A 17,621-nucleotide genomic window follows, 5' to 3' on the forward strand; every position below is an offset into this window, starting at 1 on the left:
TGTACCCCGGTCCTTGCCTCGGTCCAAAACCCTGAACGTTTCCTCATAAATACCTCTGGAGCTTGAAGCTGAAGCCGCTGGTGCCGTAGATCGGCTGACCCAGGAGCACCGTCTGGTTATAACCGAGCGCCTGCGCCGGCGTCGTGTCCAAGAGTTTGTATGGGCCCGTCTGATAAAAGAAGCTGAGCGTCGCGGACGTGTACTCCGACGGGTCGACCTGGATCCCGAACGACTGGATCTGCGGCAGCCCGAAGGTGGTCGCGTAGACGGCGCTCACGGCCTTGCCCAACACGCGCGTCGCCGTGACGCCGACGTTTCCGTAATAGCCCAACGAGAGATTAACGCTCGAGAGCCCCAGACCCTGACCGAGGGCGTTCTCAACCGGTCCGAGCAGGCCGGCCGTAAACTGCGCGTTGAGGATATTGAACGCTTCCTGGCCGACCGTGATCGTGCCGTTGCGCTGCAGGTCGTAGATTCCGGGCAGCGGCTGGAGCGCGCCGTACGGGGTGATTCCGCCGGGTGACTGCACCTGCACGACACCAGCGCTATTGAAGGCGATCCCGCCTAGGAACCCGCCGAAAGGCGCGAGCATGGCGATCACTTGCTCGCGCGTGTAACCGGCGGGCACCGTCGTGAAGCCGATCTTGAGATTTTCGATCTGACCGTCGACGTTGATCGTGATCTGCGCGCTGCCGTATGGGTTGCGCGCGCGATCGGGATCGGGATTGACCACATTGGTCGTTCCGACCGCGTGGATCGTCGGCAGCAAGCCGGAGGACGGATCGAACTGCACGCTGCCTTCCTGAACGCGGAAGGCGCGGTCGAAGTACGTAAGCGTCCCACCCGAAGACGTAAACCCTCCGTCGAGCGTGGGCTTTGCCAGCGTACCGCCCAAACGCACGGCGCCCGTTGCGCCGATGTCGAGCCCCGCGCCGTAACCGTTGCCGCGGACGCGTACGTTCTTGCCCGCGACGGCCTTGAAATCGAAGCTCATCGGAATCTGCGGAAGGCCGCCGGCCGCGCCGCCCTGCGCGGCGTTGATGAACGCCACGAACGGAAGCGTCGCATTGCTGAGCACGGCGCTCCCCGAAAGCAACGCCGAGGAGTTCGGCGTCTTGGTCAGCGCGATATCGGCGTCGATGGTTCCCGTACCGAACGACGGTAAGTCGAGCTGCGCGCCCTTCGCGACGGCCTTCACGACAAACGATAGGCCGCGTCCCTTCGGAAACTCGACGTTGCCGGAACCGCTGAGCGTGCCGCCGCCCAAACGCGCGGAAACGCGTTGAATCGACGCGGTCGTTCGATTAAATGAAAGGCTGGCGACGGTCTGCGTGATTGCCACGCGCTCGATGTTGCTTACGTACGAACCGTTGGTCAGCGACGCGTGGCCGATGACGACCGGCTCGCGCACGGTTCCCGAAATGCCGAGATGGCCGTTGATCGTGCCGCTCATTTTCGTGTCGTTCCCGAGCACGCTGTCGAAGATCGACGGATCGAGATCGAGCACGTCGACGTCGACGCTCACGGGCTGATTGAGCGGACCGACGCGCAGCGGCGAGAGCTCGAGCGGAACCGATCCGGCGATCGACGCTTCACCCTTGGCAAACGTCGCACCGGCATTGGAGAGCACCAGCGTGTTCCCGCGCAGGCGTACTTCGCCGAAGAGCGATGCGATCGCCATGTTATACGCCAGCACGTTGGTTGCGTCGATTCCCGCGCGGAACTCCGGCGACTTGACGTCGCCGCCGATCTGCAACGTCGATTCAAACGAACCCGAAACCGGAAGGCTTACGCGCGTGAGCTGATAGACCAGCCGCGGCAGATCGCCGGTCGCCGCGTGAACCGCCACGTCGAGTTTGTCGGCCGGGCGTAAGCCGAACGATCCGTTTGCAGATAGGGAGAGTCCGGGTGTGACGAGCTCGGCGTGATCGAGCGCGATGCGCCGGCCGATCGAATGGAGCGCCACGTCGGCGGTGTCGAGGGTTAGTGGACCGAGCGTACCGCCGTCGACGCGCGCTGCGGCGCGCAGACCGATCGCCGGCATACGCCCGACGATCGTGGCGTTACCCGATGCGCGGCCGGTGATCGGCACCCGCTGCAACCCCAACGCCGGAACCCATAACGACAGATCGAGATCGGAAACGGTGCCGGTGAGATTGAAACGCGAGTCGAGCAAGCTCGACTGCAGCGTTTTGCCCGAACCGATGCCGATCGATCCGTGCGCGCGCAGCATACCTTCACTTCCGCCGACCGCTACCGATCCGTTGATGACGTCGCGCGCGCTCGACCACGTCGCGCGCGTATCGCCGATGGGAAAGTTCCGGTACCGGAAGCCGTACACGTCGATATCGCCGCTGGTCGTAAAGCGTCCGGCCTGTTGCGTCGCCGCGATCTTCACGCGGCCGGTGCCGGCCAGCGTATCGCCCGTATCGAAGAAGTTATTGAAATCGGAGAGCGTCGCGTCGGGCGCTACGACGTGCATCTCGTTGGTGTGCGGACGCACGATCGCGCTGAACGCGGCGCGCGTCGATCCGACTCTGACTTTGCCGCCGGTAATGCTCACGCCGGTTGGATCTGCATCCAGGGTAGCGCTGCCGTTGACGAACGGCAGCCCGTTGACGTCGCCGGCCGGGACCCCGATATTCCCGCTGACGTCGGGAGCGACTCCGCGGCCGCCGAGATGCAGCCGAGCGTTGAACGAGCCGTCGGTCATGTAGTTGGGAAACGCCAGCGAGTGCAGCGACGCCGCGATCGGGCCGGCCGGGACGTCGGCGTCGATCGAGTACGTCGGCGCGTTGGACGTCAGCGATCCGATGCTTCCATTGACGTATGCATAGGATGGCCCCAGCGACGCCGTCATGCGGCTCAAATACGCGGTGTCGCCGGAGAGCCGAACGTCGCCCGCGCCGGAGATGTCGTACTGCTGCATGCGGCCGTGCGCGATCGCGACACCGCCGTTGAACGTGGGTATCGGTACGCCGCCGGCCAGATCGCCGCTTGCATCGAGCGTGCCTTTGGAGAACGGCAAACCGATGCCGCGGAGCTGCGCGGAGTTCAATCCGCGAACGACCAGCGAGAGCGCGTGCGACGTCTGCGGCGGGTTCCCGACCGAGAACCTTCCCGCCGCGACGACGTCACCGCCGGCGGCGCGTGCGTGCGCCGAATAGACCTGCAAGTCGTTGCCTTCGACGGCGAGCGTGATCGAAGCGCGATCGATCGGAATGCCGTGCAAGGTCGCGCGCCGCATCTTCAAGTCGACGCCCTGAACGACGATGCGATTCCCTTCCACCGCGATTGCGGCCGTGCCGGCCAGCGAACCGTGTCCGGGAATCGAGCTGCCCAAGAACGGCTGCAGCCCTTCGAACGTGCCGCGATAGTTGCCGCGAGCGACGAACGCTTGCGTCGAGAACTGTCCGGCTCCGTCGAAGACGCCCCACGGACCGGACGCGTGCAGCAGATTGATCGACGCACCGGCGAGCGTTCCCGAGAACGCGCCGTTCATTCGATCGAACTTGACGCCCGCGATATCGGTGCGCTCGGCGCCGAACAACCCGGCGAGCACGATCTGTTTTCCGGCGCCGCCGCCGGCCATGGTTATGCTGACCGCGTCGCCGTTGATTTTCGGCATCTGCGGCAGCTCGAGACCCGGGAACGCCTTATACGTCGGCGCGCGCATACGCAGGCCGCTCGCGAGCGCCCAAAAGCCGCTCGCGTCGTGCGGACGATCCAAGTAGTACCCGCCGTCGAAATCGCCGCGCTCCGTGTGGAACCAAAACGGCTCGACGTTTCCGGTTCCGTTGGGCTCGAGATCGATCATTGCAGCGACGCGGTTGACGCCGCGCGCCGATGCGAGGGCGCCGCGCACGTGGAAGAGCAGATCGTTGCCCACCGCATCGGCGTCGACGATTACCGGCTCGCGGCCGAGCATCTCGTCGAGATACGGCAAGCGGTCCGCCGAACCGACGATGTGCATCGCCAACTCGGAATGCAGCTTCTTGCCGAGCAGCATCGTTCCGCGAATCCCGACTTCGGTTCCGCCGTAATAGGCGTGCAACGGTGCGTAGGCAAGCGTGTTGTCGTGATAGACGATGCCGGCCTCGAGCGCATCAAAAGGAAGCTGCCGGTAGATCGTGCGCTGCGCGCGGGCCCGCGCTAAGATGAGCGGATTATCGATCGGACCTTCGACCAGCACGCCGAGCGCCGTCGAGCCCGAGATCGGCTGGTCGCGCGTGAACGTAAACGCGTGGCGCAAGTCGTGCAGGTCGCCCGTTCCCCACACGCCCAAACGCAGCTGCGCACCGCCGGTGAGCTGGCCGGTGAGATCGTAGATCCCGCCCGTGACCTCGAGCGGAATGCCCGACAGCGTACCGTCGACGCGCTTGAGGAAAAACGCGTTATCGACCAGCTGCAGATGTCCGTGAATGTTTTCGAGCGGCTGCGCGAGCGACGACAGCGCCATCCGGCCGCCATCGATGTCGAGCGTCAAGTTGACGTGGTAGCTCGGCGCGACGTTGGGCCGAACGTCGAGCGAGTACAGGCGCGCGTCGAAGTTGCGCGCGCGTCCGCGCAGAATCCGCACCGCCGGCGTATCGGCAAAGTAGTTTGCGAGCGCGCGCAGCGGAAAGCGCGGTGCGAGCATGCGGTGCATCGCGTAGCTGCGGATCGAGTCGATTCGTCCGGCGATCGTGAACGGTTCGTCGCGGCGCTCGCGGAAGATTCCGCGCGCTCGATAGCTCGTGACGGCCGCGCTGTCGACCGACGCGTCGACGTTGAAGTCGCGCACGAGCACGTCCTTAGCGCTCGGATCAAAGGCTTCGGGTTCGCGCAGCTCGAGTGAGGCCGAGTGCATGCGCACGAAAAATCGCAGCGGCACCGTTACCGGTGCCTGCGGAACCGGCGGCCCCGGCGGGCCGCCGCCGGGAATGTTGAAGTTGTACGTTCCGTCGCGAAACTTCACGATGGTCAGCTTCGCGCGCGTGATTTCGATGCCGGTCAAGCCGAAACGATGCACGCTGCCCGGCAGCAGATCGCGCAGCGAGTAGTGAACGTCGATGCGGCGCGCGCCGAGCAACGGGTATCCCCGGTGCGACACGCGGACGTCGAAGAGCGAGAGTTCGTCGCCGGCGACGTGCTGGTCGGCCAGTGCAATCGTGTAACCACTCGCCAGCCCGCCGATGGTTTGGATGGAATAGCGCAAGATCTCGTGACGGTTGACGATCACGAACCCGATGCCGGCCGCAACGACCGCCAACACGGTCATCCATCGCTTGCGCATGCCTATCGGCCTATTACCCGCGGCCCCCGAGGGGCCTTCGGGCCGCATTAACGGGGCTAAAGATCGAGGTTCTTTACCGACTTCGCGTATTCGAAGATATACTGCTTGCGCGGTTCGACTTTGTCGCCCATCAGATCGGTAAAGATCTGTTCGGCTTCGACCGCGTCTTCGACGGTGATCTGTTTGAGACGGCGGTGTCCGACTTCCATCGTCGTCTCGGCCAATTGGTCGGCATCCATCTCACCCAGACCCTTGTATTGCTGGATGGTATAGTCTTTGCCGTCGTCACCGAGGATCGACTTGAGTTCGGCTTCGTTGAAGGCCCACCACTGCTTCTTGCCCTTCTTCACGCCGTACAGCGGAGGCTGCGCGATGTACACGTAGCCTTCTTGGACGAGTGCCTTCATCTGTCGATAGAAGAACGTCAGCAGCAAGGTGCGGATGTGCGAACCGTCGACGTCGGCGTCGGTCATGATGATGATTTTGTGGTAACGAAGCTTGTCGAGATTGAACTCGTCGCCGAAACCCGTTCCAAACGCGGTGATCATCGTTCGAATCTCTTCGTTGGCCAGCACCTTGTCGAGCCGCGCCTTTTCGACGTTGAGAATCTTGCCGCGCAGCGGCAGAATCGCTTGCGTATTCGGATCGCGTCCGCCCTTGGCCGTACCCCCGGCCGAGTCGCCTTCGACTAAGAAGATCTCGCTCTCGGCGGGATTGGTGTTCTTGCAGTCCACCAGTTTGCCGGGCAGGCCCGAGCCTTCCAATGCGTTCTTGCGCCGCGAGAGATCGCGCGCTTTCTTCGCTGCTTCGCGCGCGCGCTGCGCCTGCATGCACTTGTCGATGATCGCCCGCGCGAACTTCGGATTCTCTTCGAAGAAAAACTCGAGCCGCTCGTTGACCAAACCGTAGACGATGCTGCGCACGCGCGCGTTGCCGAGCTTGGTCTTCGTCTGGCCTTCGAACTGCGGGTCTTGCAGCTTCACCGAAACGACGGCGGTCAGCCCTTCCATGATGTCGTCGGTCGACGGCTGGGTGTCGCTCTCTTTGAGCATCCCGCGCTTGCGGGCGTAGGAGTTCACCGCGTTGGCGACCGCCGTGCGGTAGCCGAGCAGGTGCATGCCGCCTTCGATGGTGTTGATGTTGTTCGCGTACGCGAAGATCGTTTCGGCGTACGTGTCGGTGTATTGCATCGCGACCTCGACGTCGACGCCGTCGCGCTCGGCGTGCGTCGAGATGATCGGGTGCAGCGGATCCTTCTTCTCGTTGAGCCACTCGACGAACGAGACGATGCCGCCTTCGAACTTATAATTGCGCTCGCGCGGCGTTTCGCCGCGCAAGTCGCGCAGCGTGATCGACAATCCGCGATTGAGGAAGGCCAGCTCGCGAAGCCGCTTCTGCAAGATGTCCCAGTGGAACGCCAGCACTTCGAACATCTGCGTATCGGGCTTGAACCACTGCACCGTGCCCGTTCCCTCGGTTTTCCCGATCTTCTTGAGCTTCTGCACGGTGATGCCGCGCTCGAACCTCATTTCGTACTCGTTGCCGTCGCGCTTGACGCGCGTAATCATCCATTCCGAAAGCGCGTTGACGACGGAGATGCCGACGCCGTGCAGACCGCCCGACACCTTGTATCCGCCCTTACCGAACTTACCGCCGGCGTGCAGGATCGTCATGACGACTTCCACCGCCGGCAGCTTCTCGCCGGCGTGGATGTCGACCGGAATGCCGCGGCCGTTGTCTTCGACCGAACAGGAGTTGTCCGCGTGGAGCGTCACGACGACGTTGTTCGCGTATCCCGCGAGCGCCTCGTCGACGGCGTTGTCGACGGCTTCGTACACGAGTTGATGCAAACCGCGCTCGGCGGTATTGCCGATGTACATGCCTGGGCGTTTGCGTACCGCCTCGAGACCCTTGAGAACTTCGATCTGTTCGCCTGTGTAGTTATTGGACATTCGTTTTAACTGTGTTCCGTTCCATAAATCAAATCGTGCAGCTCGTCGCCGAGCACGCTGCGTACCGTCGCCGGAACGATATCTTCCGGCGGCAGCTTGCTGCGCAAGAGGACGTACGAACTGGCAACCGACCGCTCGCGTCCGTCACGGGAAAGGCGCTTGGCCGCCCGCGCTCTAGACAACGTTTCCCACCACGCCGAGAGTAAGCGCGCGCGAATCGCTTCGTAATCCTCTAGTGATAACCCCGAGACGAGCGCCGCCGTTCCGGTATAACCCAACCACGGTGCTTCGAAGAGCAGCCGCGCCGCTTCGCCGGCCCGCTCGCGTGTCCGCGCGTCGGCGCAGACGGTGCACAGCGCTGGCTCGTCCGGCGCGACGAGTGCGCCGCAGCCTTTGCACTCTTTCCACCCCGCTGCCAGCTTTGCCCGCCGCGCGGCCGTGACGTCCTCGCGCAGCCGCGTCATCGCCTCTTCCAGCGTGGCCGATTCCGGCCGCGCAGCAACGCGCCGCGGCGAGCCGGCCGGCCGTTTCGAAGGGGTCGCGACCTTTACCGCTTCGGCGATTCGCCCCACGCGAAAGCGCAGCCGCTCCACGCCGGCGCTCGGTACCCGCGCGCGGATTGCCGTGAGGATCGTCTCGGAAAGGAGGCTTAGCTGATGGCTCCACGCGCTCGACCGCACCGTCACCAGAAGTGCGTCGCCGGCGAGCTTGGTGGGACGCGAGTTCTTGGCGACGTCCGCGCCGACGATCTCGGCCCAGCCCGCGCCCAGCAGGTCTACCGGGTCGCGCGGCGCGCCCGCCGTGGGCTGCCAGTTCTTCAGCGCCTCGGACAGCTTCAGCATGCCGGAATCTCCGCCGCGACGCGCGCCGCTTCGATACGATAGCGATGCACCGTGCCGTGCAACGTGTCGGGCAGATGGGTCGCGGTCACGAAGGCTTGCTCGTAATCGCCGACGCTGTTCAAGAAGGCCGCTGCGCGGTCGCGATCGAGCTCCGAGAGGACGTCGTCGAGCAACAGCAGCGGCGCTTCGCCGGCGCGTTCGTGCATGACGCCGTATTCGGCAACCTTGAGCGCGAGCACCGCCGTGCGCTGTTGGCCTTGCGAGCCGTACGTGTCGAGCGTCACACCGTCGAGCGTTAGCAGAACGTCGTCGCGATGTGGGCCGGCGACGGCCGCCTTGCGTGCGCGTTCGGCGTCGGCGACGTGACGCAGGCGCGCTTCGAAGGCGCCGGCAACGGCGTCGGCCGTTGGGGATTCGAACGCGACGTCGGGATCGTACTCGACGCCGAGTGCCTCGGCACCGCCGGTAAAGCGCGCGTGTGCGCGCGCGGCTTGCGCCGCCAACGCGCGAACGAACCGCTCGCGCGCTAGGATCAGCTGCGTCCCCGCTTCCACCAGCGTGCGGTCGTAGATCGACAGCAGCTCTTGGTCGAACGTAACCGTTCCGCGCAGCATCGCGTTCTTCTGCGAAACGGCTTTGCGATAGCGCGCGAGCTCGCGATAGTAACGCGGCTCGTCTTGCGCGAGCGCCGTGTTGAGGAACGCGCGCCGCACGCCGGGCGCGCCGCTTGCCAGTTGCAGATCGGCAGGGACGAACGTGACGACCCGCAGCTTTCCGAGGAAGTTGGCGTAGCGTACGTTGCTGCCGTTGAGCGTGTACGTTTTGCTCGTTCCGCGTCCGCCTTTGGCGATCGCGCACGCCAGCGACACGCTTCCCGCTCGCATCGATGCTTTGCCGCTCACGACCGCGAGCTCGACGCCCGTGCGTACCACGTCGGCATCGCGGCTGGTGCGAAACGATTTCCCGGTGCCCAGCATCGCAATCGCTTCGAGCAAGTTGCTTTTCCCTTGCGCGTTGGCGCCGACAAATACGTTGAGTCCGGGCGCAAGCTCGAGATCGAGCTCCGCATAATTACGAAAGTTTGAAAGTGCTACGCGCTCGAGAAGCAACTACTGACGCAGCGGCATCAGCACGTAGAGCTGTTGGCCGGAATCGAGCGGCTCGAGCGGGCGGATTGCCGCGGGCGAAAGCGGTCCGAGAAACTCGATGGCGGTCTTGTCGCTCTTGACGTGGTTGAGAATCTCGACCAAGTAGCGCGCGTTGAACGCGATGGTCAAATCTTCGCCCGTCTGCTCGACTTCGATCTCTTCGTAGGCGTTGCCCGAGATGTCGGAGCTCGCGGTGACGATCAGGGTCTGATTGGCGACGGAGAGCTTCACCATGCTGGCGCGGTCGCCGGCGACGAGCTCGGCGCGTTTGAGGCTGCCGATGAGCGCCGCGGTGTTGACCGTGACCGAGCGGTCGAACTTCGCGGGAATGACTTGCTGATAGTTGGGATACTGTCCGTCGACCAGACGCACCGTAATCGACACCGTGCCGGCGGTCAGCTGAAGCTGATTGCTCTGCGCGCCCAGGGCACTGACCGCGATCTGCTCGCCTCCGCCGAGATTCCGCGCGACTTCGGCCAACGCCCGCGATGGAATGATGTACCGTTCGCTGCCGGTGATGCCGTCGTCGAGCGTGGTCGTGAACTTCGCGAGACGGTAGCCGTCGGTGGCGACCATCGTCAGCGAGTCGCCTTCGATCTCGAGCAGCGTTCCCATGAGGACGGCGCCGCGCGCCTCTTCACTGGAGGCCGCGAAGATCGTGCCGTCGATGCCGTCGCGAAAGCGCTTTGCCGCGATCGTGAAGTGCGAGCCGCGCGTGGCCGCCGGCAGCGGCGGATACTCGTCGGCGGGCAGCGCGTGAAAGTCGTAGTTGCTGCGATCGCACTTGATGCTGGCACGCGTCGGCGTTCCGGTGAGCTCGAGCATCCCCGCCGGCAAGTTCCCCAGATAGCTCGAGAAGAGCTTGGCCGGTACCGTTACCGAACCCACCTCGGTGATCTCTGCCGGGAAGGCGTGTTCGAGGGTCAGCTCGAGGTCCGTCGCCCGCACCGCGATCTTTCCGTCGTCGGCCTGCAGCAGCACGTTGGACAGAATGGGCACCGTGGTGTGTTGGTTGACCACCTTGCTGGCGGCCCCCACTGCTGCGGAGATGTCCTTCGTGTTACAGCTAAACTTCATTTTCCACCGTCGTCGGGCGTGCGATTTTTCCTAGTAAGAATATACGTAAGGAGTCGTAATAGTAGTAGAGCGGTGTATTCTGCGAAGAAGTGCCCATTTGCTTGCTGCGGCGCGACTTTTCGCGTGGGATAACGTGTGGACGGTTATCCCGGGACCTCCACAGTTCCACGCCGGGTATCCGAGGGCCGGGGTTATCCCCACGGGCCTAGGGGTTTTGACACATCGCAATCAGCTGCCGGATTTTGTTGCGATAAGCCTCGTCGCGCTGCATTTGGTCCTTGATCTTGTCGCGCGCGTACATGACCGTGGTGTGGTCTTTCTTGCCGAACTCGCGGGCGATCTGCGGCAGCGAATACTGCGTGAGCTCGGTAGCGATGTACATGGCGATCTGACGCGGGGCTGCCAAGCGCTGATCGCGCCGCCCGTTGTCCATCTCTTTGACGGTGAGTCCGTGCGCGCCGGCGACGGTGTCTTTGATCTTGGGGATCGTGATGCGCTGCAGCGGAACCTGCGCGACGGCGCTCTTGAGCACTTCGGCGGCCAGATCGATCGTGATCGGCGATTTGGTCAACGAAGCGTATGCCACGACGCGAATGAGCGCGCCTTCGAGCTCGCGGATGTTCGACGGAATAACCTTGGCGATGAACGACGTCACTTCGTCGGGCACCGGAATCTTCTCGCTCTCGGCTTTCTTGCGCAGAATGGCTTCGCGCGTTTCGAGATCGGGCGCCTGGATGTCGGTGAGCAATCCCCACTCGAATCGCGAGCGTAAGCGCGACTCCAGCGTTTGAATCTCTTTGGGCGGACGGTCCGACGAGATAATGAGCTGGCGTCCGGATTCGTGCAGCGCGTTAAACGTGTGGAAGAACTCTTCTTGCGTCGTCTCTTTGCCGGCCAAGAACTGAATGTCGTCGATGAGCAGAACGTCGACTTGCCGGTACCGGTTGCGAAACTCAGGCGTGCGGTTGTTCTGCAGTGCGATAATGAACTCGTTGGTGAACTTTTCGCAGGTGCAGTAGACGACGTTTGCGCCGCTGTTGTCTTGCAGTACGCGATGACCGATCGCGTGCATCAAGTGCGTCTTGCCCAAGCCGACGCCGCCGTACAGAAATAGCGGATTGTACGCTCTGGCGGGCGCGCTTGCGACGGCTTGTGCGGCAGCGTGCGCGAACCGATTGGAGTTGCCGATGACGAACTCTTCAAACGTGTAACGAACGTTGAGGTTCGCCGTGCGCAGCTCTTCAGGGACGCGGGCCGCGACGGCGGGCGTTGCGGGCGATGCGGCTCCGGCGTCACCGCCGGGCTCGGCCACCGACAAGCGCAGCTCTAGCGAAGCCCCGAAAACCTCGCGTAAAACGTCGAGAATCTGGCTCTGGAGCTTGCTCCCAACCCACTCGCGGGCGAACTTGCTGTGAACGGCCAGGTGCAGTTCGTCCCCGTGATAGGAGACGAACCGCATGGGCTTGATCCACATCTCGAAGACCGGCTTGGAGAAGTTGCGTTCGAGCGTATCAAGCGCCGAACGCCACAGCTCATTAGATGTGTCGGGTGAGCCAACCGCAAGCGCCATCCTAATGCGTCCTCGTTTTTGGTCGGATTTGGAGGCGCCACCCGGCCCCCGAAGGGCGCTCTCGTTGGCTTAATCAGGGCCCGGTCCTGCGGTTTCTATGCACGACTTTATACACTTATCCACAGGTGCCGTGGAACGGTTTTACCGGGATTTTTCGAATCTATGAACCGCAAAAATCCGGGGGATTGACAAGCCCTAAAGCAGCGGCCCCATAGGCGTTTCTGAGAGGTTTCTGAGGGCCGTTCGCGACGCTTCTCCACAGGGTTGTCCACACATGTGGAAAGTCTGGCGCTCGCTCCTAATGGTTGCCTAGGCCTTTGGCCTCAAAACCCGCAGCACGTGCCGCTGGGTTGCCTCGTGGCCGAAAGAATTACTGATAATGTCCATCGCATGGATCGCGCTCTTTTTACTGACGATGCCGGCCCTCGTTTTCTCTAGTCGCCTCTTCCCGGCGATGGCCACCGTACTGACTCCTATGCGAATCGCGATAGGCTCCGTCGTGTATCTGTGGATCGTCATGGGCGTCTGGGTCAGCCTCAGGTTGCCCGGAATCTGGCATAACGCGCAGGCCCTGGTGCTATTTACGATCGCCGGTATCGTGATTGGGGTGTTTGCCGGCTATAGGGTCCTGAGGATCATGCAATGAGGAGCGTCAGCGACTCGCGGCCTTGCCATCCGGGCGGCGGCCCTGGTATACTCCACCGGTTATGTTCCAGTTCGACCTCCAGCTGTTCGCCTCGAAGAAGGGCGCCGGATCCACTCGCAACGGCCGCGACTCCAACGCTCAGCGTTTGGGCGTCAAGCGGTTCGGCGGCGAGCAGGTGATCGCGGGCAACATCATCGTCCGCCAGCGCGGCACCCGCTTCCACCCCGGCCACAACGTCGGCATCGGCAAGGACCACACCCTGTTCGCCCTGATCGACGGGACGGTGACCTTCGCTACGCGGCGCAATCGCAAGCATGTCGACGTCATGCCGGCCGCGTAAAATCCGAGAGCGCTAAGGACTGCTGGGGCCTACGGGCCCCTTTCCATTTCCAGCGAACCTACAGCCGCCCGTGCAGTTCATCGACGAAGCCAAGATCTCGGTAGCCGCCGGTAACGGAGGCGACGGCATCGTCGCGTGGCGTCGCGAGAAGTACGTTCCCAAGGGCGGTCCGGCGGGCGGCGACGGCGGCCACGGCGGCAGCGTCTACCTGGAAGCGACCCCCGAGCTCTCGACCTTAGTCGAGTTCCGGTTCCGCCACAGCTTTGCCGCCGACGCCGGTAAGCCGGGCAGCACTTCGAATAAGTCGGGCCGCAGCGGCGAGGACCTCGTCGTGCCGGTCCCCGTGGGGACGCTCGTCCACCGCACCTTCGAAGGCCGGTCCGAGACGTTCGTCTCGGATCTCGCGCACCCGGGCGATCGCGTCATCGTCGCCAAAGGCGGGCGCGGCGGGCTGGGCAATCAGCACTTTGCCACCAGCACCCGTCAGGCGCCGCGCTTTGCCGAGAAGGGCGAGCCCGGCGAGCGGTGCGCCGTGCGCCTAGAGCTCAAGCTGCTCGCCGATTGCGGCATCGTGGGCGTTCCCAACGCAGGCAAGTCGACGTTGTTGTCGGTCGTGTCCGCGGCGCGTCCGAAAATCGCGGATTATCCGTTTACGACCATCGAACCGCAGCTCGGCGTCGTGCGCGTTTCGGACGAAGTCTCGTTTGTGATGGTCGACGTGCCCGGCCTCATCGAAGGCGCGCACGAAGGCGCCGGATTAGGCGACTTGTTTTTGAAGCACGTCGAACGCACGCGTGCGCTCGTGCATTTGCTCGACGGCGCGAAAGCGTTCGACGAAATCGTGCACGATAAGGAAACGATCGAGCGCGAGCTCGGTGCGTGGAATCCGCAGCTGCTCGAAAAACCGACCTTGCTCGTGCTCAACAAACTCGATCTTCCCGACGCGCAAGAGCGGCTCGAAGAGTTGCGCAACCATTTCCCGGAGATTCGCGGCATCAGCGCGGCGACCAACGAAGGCGTGCGCGACTTGATCTATGCCGTTTGGCAACTCATCGAACACGCGCCGATGCCCGAGATCGTCGCGCCGCAGACGGCGCACATCGAGCTCGTGCCGCAGGGCGCCTTCAAAATCGAGCGTGCCAGAGACGGGGCATTCGAGGTCTCCGGCGAGCGCATCGAACGCCTTGCGTCGATGACGGACTTCGACTCGGATGAAGGCCTGGCGCGCTTTGAGCGCACGCTGGGCAAGATGGGCGTTGAGAAAAAATTGCGTGAACTTGGCGCCGTCGAAGGGGATACCGTGCGCATTGGGCAGTATGAGTTTACGTATTCATAATGCGCCTTGGAATTTTCGGCGGGACTTTCGATCCCATCCATAACGGTCATCTCTTCGTAGCCGAAGCAGCGCGCCTGCTCGAGGGCCTCGATAAAGTGCTGTTCGTGCCCGCGAGCAATCAGCATTATCGCGACAAGCCCGAGACCTCCGCGGAGCATCGCTGCGCGATGATCTTGGGTGCCATCGCGAGCAATCGCGCGTTCGAGCTCGACGACACCGACTTAAGGCCCGACTCCACGGGTTATACTGCCGATCTGTTGCCTAAACTGCAAGCTAAGCATCCGGGCGCAAATTTTACGTTCATTATCGGCGCCGACTCGCTCGTGAACTCGACGTGGGTGCGGTTCGATGAAGTGCTCGAGGCGCTCGAAAAGTTTGCGATTGCGCCGCGTCCGGGCGTGCGCGCCGACGCGCTGCAGCGCGTGATCGCCGCGGTGCCCAATCATTTGCGCGACCGTGCCACGACGCTGAATATGCCGGAAATTCCGAGCTCGTCGACGACCGTCCGGACGCTGCTCAGTCAAGGACGCAGCGTGCGGTATCTGGTCCCCGAACCGGTATGGCAGTACATCGTCTCGCAGAAGCTTTATGGGGTTCCGGCCCCCGTTTAGGGCCGTTGCGGGCGCGCTGCTCGTACTAGCAGGCTGCGCCGCACAAACCTCTCCGAACGATTCCGCCGTGTGCGATGCGTACAACGCGGGGCGTTCGCACGTCGAGGTCGTCGCCGACGGTCACGTCACGCGCGTGCTTGGGATTCAAAACGGTCGCGTGAGCCCGCACGAGGGGTTTCTCATGCGGCTCAACTCCGGATGCAGCGCGATCGTGCGCGTCGAGGTCAATACCGATCTCGCCGGCACGTTTCCCATTGCAAACGGCGATCCGGTAACGGTCAAAGGCGAGTACGAATACTATTCGCGCGGCGGCGTCATTCATTGGACGCATCACGATCCGCGTTTCCGTCACGAAGCCGGCTTCATCATCATCGGGGGAAAGACGTATCAATGAGCAAGCTCATCGCCGCCGCTCTCATCGCTTTGAGCTTTGCGGGACCGGCGCAAACGGCAAGCGCGGGCGGCATAAAGAACGCGGTGCTGGCAGATGCGAACGTCTCGCGAGCGATCGCTGCGGCCGTCGAGCGCGAGCGAATCGTCTACGGTGGCAAGACGCCCGTACCGGGCGTGCTGATCGGTGTATGGGACGGCGCCGGCGGGTCGTACGTGCACGATTTCGGCTACGCCGATCTCGCCAACAAACGCGCGCTCACGGCGGCCGATCACTTCCGCATCGGCAGTAATACGAAAACCTTCGTGGTGAGCGTCATTCTGCAGCTCGTCGACGAAGGCAAACTCAGCCTCGACGACTCGCTCGACAAGTTCGACATCGGCGTCAAGGTGCCAAACGCCCGGAACATCACCGTGCGCGAGCTCTGCGAGATGCGCAGCGGACTCTTCGAGGCCTTCGACACACCGCAGATGAACCGCATGAACGTCAAACCCGAAACGACGTTCGATCCGAAGACGCTGATCGGTTGGGCCGTCGCTCAAAAGCCGTACTTTGCGCCGAACGCGGGTTACAACTACAGCAACACCAACTATCTCATCCTCGGGCAAATCATCGAGGCGCTCACGCACGATAGCGTGGGCGATCAAATTCGCAAGCGGCTGCTGATCCCGTTCGGTCTTTCGCAAACGAGCTATCCGCAAACGCAAGCGATGCCGGATCCCTGGGCGCACGGCTACGGTCTGGACAAGAACCGCAACTGGGAAGACGTTAGCGGAACCATACCCGTTTCACTCATGGGCGCAGCCGGCGAGATGATCTCCGACATGACGGACATGCGGAAATGGATCACGCTGTACGTTGCCGGCAAAGCGAGCAAACCGGCTACCCATCGCGCGTTGATGAATTGCGTTCCGACGGGACACGGAAATCTTGCGTTCGGACTCGGTCTGGGCTGCAGCGCCGGCTGGTATGGCTATACCGGCGGGCTACCGGGTTACAATACCGCGGACTATTATTTCCCGGCGACCGGGGCGTTCATCGTGGCATGGGTCGACTTGCAAGCCGACAAGCCGTCTCCCGGCGTCGCCAACGCGATCTTTCGGGACATCGCGCGTATCATGACACCCGGCAACGTTCCGTTTTCCGGAGGCGACAAAGGGTTGTGAGCGTGTTTTTGATGCGCCTGCCCTTCGACTTCGCTCGCTGCGCTCGCTACGCTCAGGATGACAATGGCTTGGCTCGCTACGCTCAGGATGACAATGGGTTGGCTCGCTACGCTCAGGATGACAATGGGTTGGCGCGCTGCGCTCAGGATGACATTAGGCGAGTTGCTTGCGGTAGCGGATTACGCTGAGCGTTAGCAGGATCAACGTGAACAGAAACAGCCATAGAAAATTCTGCCAGAGCACGTCGAACGGGCTGCCTTTGATCAGCGCGCCGCGGGCGATGATCGCCCAGTTGGCGACCGGATTGGGGATCGTAAACGGCTGCAGCCACTTCGGCATTGCTTCGATCGGCGTGAAGGCACCCGACAGCGCCGCCAGCGGGGGATTGAGGAAGAACACCGCGAGCTGCGCCTGCAGCGCGTTCTTGGCCAAGGTCGCGACGAACATGCCCAGCGCGATGCCCGAGAGCACGCACAGCGCCGCGCCGAGGATCACCAGGCCCAATCCGCCGTGAAACGGCACGCCGAAGATGAACCGAACCGCTACGAGCGAGACCGTCGTCATCGTGCCCAGCAGCAAAAACAGCGGGATGATCTTCGCGAGGATGATTTCCGACGTGGTCGCGGGCGACATCAGCAGCTGATCGATTGTGCCCGCGGAGCGTTCTTTGATCATCTGGGTCGAGCAGATCATCGAGCCGTTGAGGATCATCAGCATGCCGAGCACGCCGCAGACCATGAACCACGAACCGACCAGCCCCGGATTGTTGAGAAATGCCGGCATCAGCTGGACCGGGCCGCCGGCGTTGAGAACGCGAGATAGCGTTCGCAGGTTGTCGACCGAGATGATTTCCGATGCGTAGCCTTGTGCGATCTCGGCGGTGTTGGCGTTGGTGCCGTTGAGCAGAAACTGCACTTGCGCGACTTGGTGCCGGTAGAGCCGGCGCGCGTAATCGAACGGAATGACCACGCCGGCGTCGAGCGTGCCGACGGTAATCGCGTGGCCGAGCGCTTGCGGCGACGAATAGAATCCCTGCAGCGTGAACGCTTCGCTCTGCGTCAGGGCAGAGATCAGCGAGCGGCTTTCCGGCGTCTGCGACTCGTCGAGAATACCGATCGGCAGGTTCGTGACGTTCGCGCTGAGCACGAAGCCGAAGACGCACAGCTGGATGAATGGGGCAAGAATGGCGACGAACGCAATCCGCCTGTCGTGGCGCATTTGCCGGAACTCTTTGAAGAGCAAGGCGCGAAAGCGGTAGCCGAACATC

13 protein-coding genes are annotated in these 17,621 nt (G+C 63.0%); 6 read left to right on the top strand and 7 right to left on the bottom strand.

The features are described 5' to 3' along the window. Positions 1-43 precede the first annotated feature (43 nt). The 6 genes from VGG89_11070 to dnaA all read right to left on the bottom strand — a co-directional run bounded on the left by VGG89_11070 (position 44) and on the right by dnaA (position 11,864). Complete coding sequence (locus VGG89_11070) at positions 44-5,275, bottom strand: translocation/assembly module TamB domain-containing protein (GenBank protein HEY1977081.1); 5,232 nt, start codon at positions 5,273-5,275, stop codon at positions 44-46. A 56-nt stretch (positions 5,276-5,331) separates the two neighbouring features. Beyond that, positions 5,332-7,227: a DNA topoisomerase (ATP-hydrolyzing) subunit B gene (gene gyrB, locus VGG89_11075; protein ID HEY1977082.1), complete on the bottom strand. Its 1,896-nt coding sequence runs from the start codon at positions 7,225-7,227 to the stop codon at positions 5,332-5,334. Between the two features lie 5 nt (positions 7,228-7,232). After that, positions 7,233-8,069 carry a DUF721 domain-containing protein gene (locus tag VGG89_11080; protein HEY1977083.1) on the bottom strand — a complete coding sequence of 279 codons (837 nt, stop codon included), beginning with the start codon at positions 8,067-8,069 and terminating at the stop codon, positions 7,233-7,235. After that, the gene (recF, locus tag VGG89_11085) at positions 8,063-9,178 is read right to left on the bottom strand and encodes a DNA replication/repair protein RecF (GenBank protein HEY1977084.1); all 1,116 of its coding nucleotides are present in this window, start codon (positions 9,176-9,178) and stop codon (positions 8,063-8,065) included. Before recF ends, VGG89_11080 begins: the two co-directional genes overlap by 7 nt. Continuing rightward, on the bottom strand, positions 9,179-10,294 hold the full coding sequence (gene dnaN / locus VGG89_11090) for a DNA polymerase III subunit beta (GenBank protein ID HEY1977085.1): 1,116 nt from the start codon (positions 10,292-10,294) through the stop codon (positions 9,179-9,181). Positions 10,295-10,499: 205 nt separating this feature from the next. Continuing rightward, the gene (gene dnaA, locus VGG89_11095) at positions 10,500-11,864 is read right to left on the bottom strand and encodes a chromosomal replication initiator protein DnaA (protein ID HEY1977086.1); all 1,365 of its coding nucleotides are present in this window, start codon (positions 11,862-11,864) and stop codon (positions 10,500-10,502) included. Positions 11,865-12,243: 379 nt separating this feature from the next. Here dnaA and VGG89_11100 point away from each other — a divergent pair, with 379 nt between their 5' ends. The 6 genes from VGG89_11100 to VGG89_11125 all read left to right on the top strand — a co-directional run bounded on the left by VGG89_11100 (position 12,244) and on the right by VGG89_11125 (position 16,354). After that, on the top strand, positions 12,244-12,510 hold the full coding sequence (locus tag VGG89_11100; GenBank protein HEY1977087.1) for a hypothetical protein: 267 nt from the start codon (positions 12,244-12,246) through the stop codon (positions 12,508-12,510). A gap of 61 nt (positions 12,511-12,571) precedes the next feature. After that, on the top strand, positions 12,572-12,850 hold the full coding sequence (rpmA, locus tag VGG89_11105) for a 50S ribosomal protein L27 (protein HEY1977088.1): 279 nt from the start codon (positions 12,572-12,574) through the stop codon (positions 12,848-12,850). 70 nt (positions 12,851-12,920) lie between these two features. Further along, on the top strand, positions 12,921-14,186 hold the full coding sequence (gene obgE, locus VGG89_11110) for a GTPase ObgE (protein ID HEY1977089.1): 1,266 nt from the start codon (positions 12,921-12,923) through the stop codon (positions 14,184-14,186). Next, positions 14,186-14,797 carry a nicotinate-nucleotide adenylyltransferase gene (gene nadD, locus VGG89_11115; protein ID HEY1977090.1) on the top strand — a complete coding sequence of 204 codons (612 nt, stop codon included), beginning with the start codon at positions 14,186-14,188 and terminating at the stop codon, positions 14,795-14,797. Before obgE ends, nadD begins: the two co-directional genes overlap by 1 nt. After that, on the top strand, positions 14,775-15,191 hold the full coding sequence (locus tag VGG89_11120; protein ID HEY1977091.1) for a DUF3465 domain-containing protein: 417 nt from the start codon (positions 14,775-14,777) through the stop codon (positions 15,189-15,191). The genes nadD and VGG89_11120 overlap by 23 nt, the downstream gene beginning before the upstream one ends. Then, entirely contained in the window at positions 15,188-16,354 is a 1,167-nt protein-coding gene (locus VGG89_11125) for a serine hydrolase domain-containing protein (protein HEY1977092.1), read from the top strand. The genes VGG89_11120 and VGG89_11125 overlap by 4 nt, the downstream gene beginning before the upstream one ends. 153 nt (positions 16,355-16,507) lie before the next feature. On the opposite strand, the gene VGG89_11130 is transcribed toward VGG89_11125, so the two are convergent. Further along, positions 16,508-17,620 carry an ABC transporter permease gene (locus VGG89_11130; GenBank protein ID HEY1977093.1) on the bottom strand — a complete coding sequence of 371 codons (1,113 nt, stop codon included), beginning with the start codon at positions 17,618-17,620 and terminating at the stop codon, positions 16,508-16,510. Position 17,621: the final 1 nt, after the last annotated feature.

This window comes from Candidatus Baltobacteraceae bacterium (assembly GCA_036488875.1).
GTDB lineage: Bacteria > Vulcanimicrobiota > Vulcanimicrobiia > Vulcanimicrobiales > Vulcanimicrobiaceae > JAFAHZ01.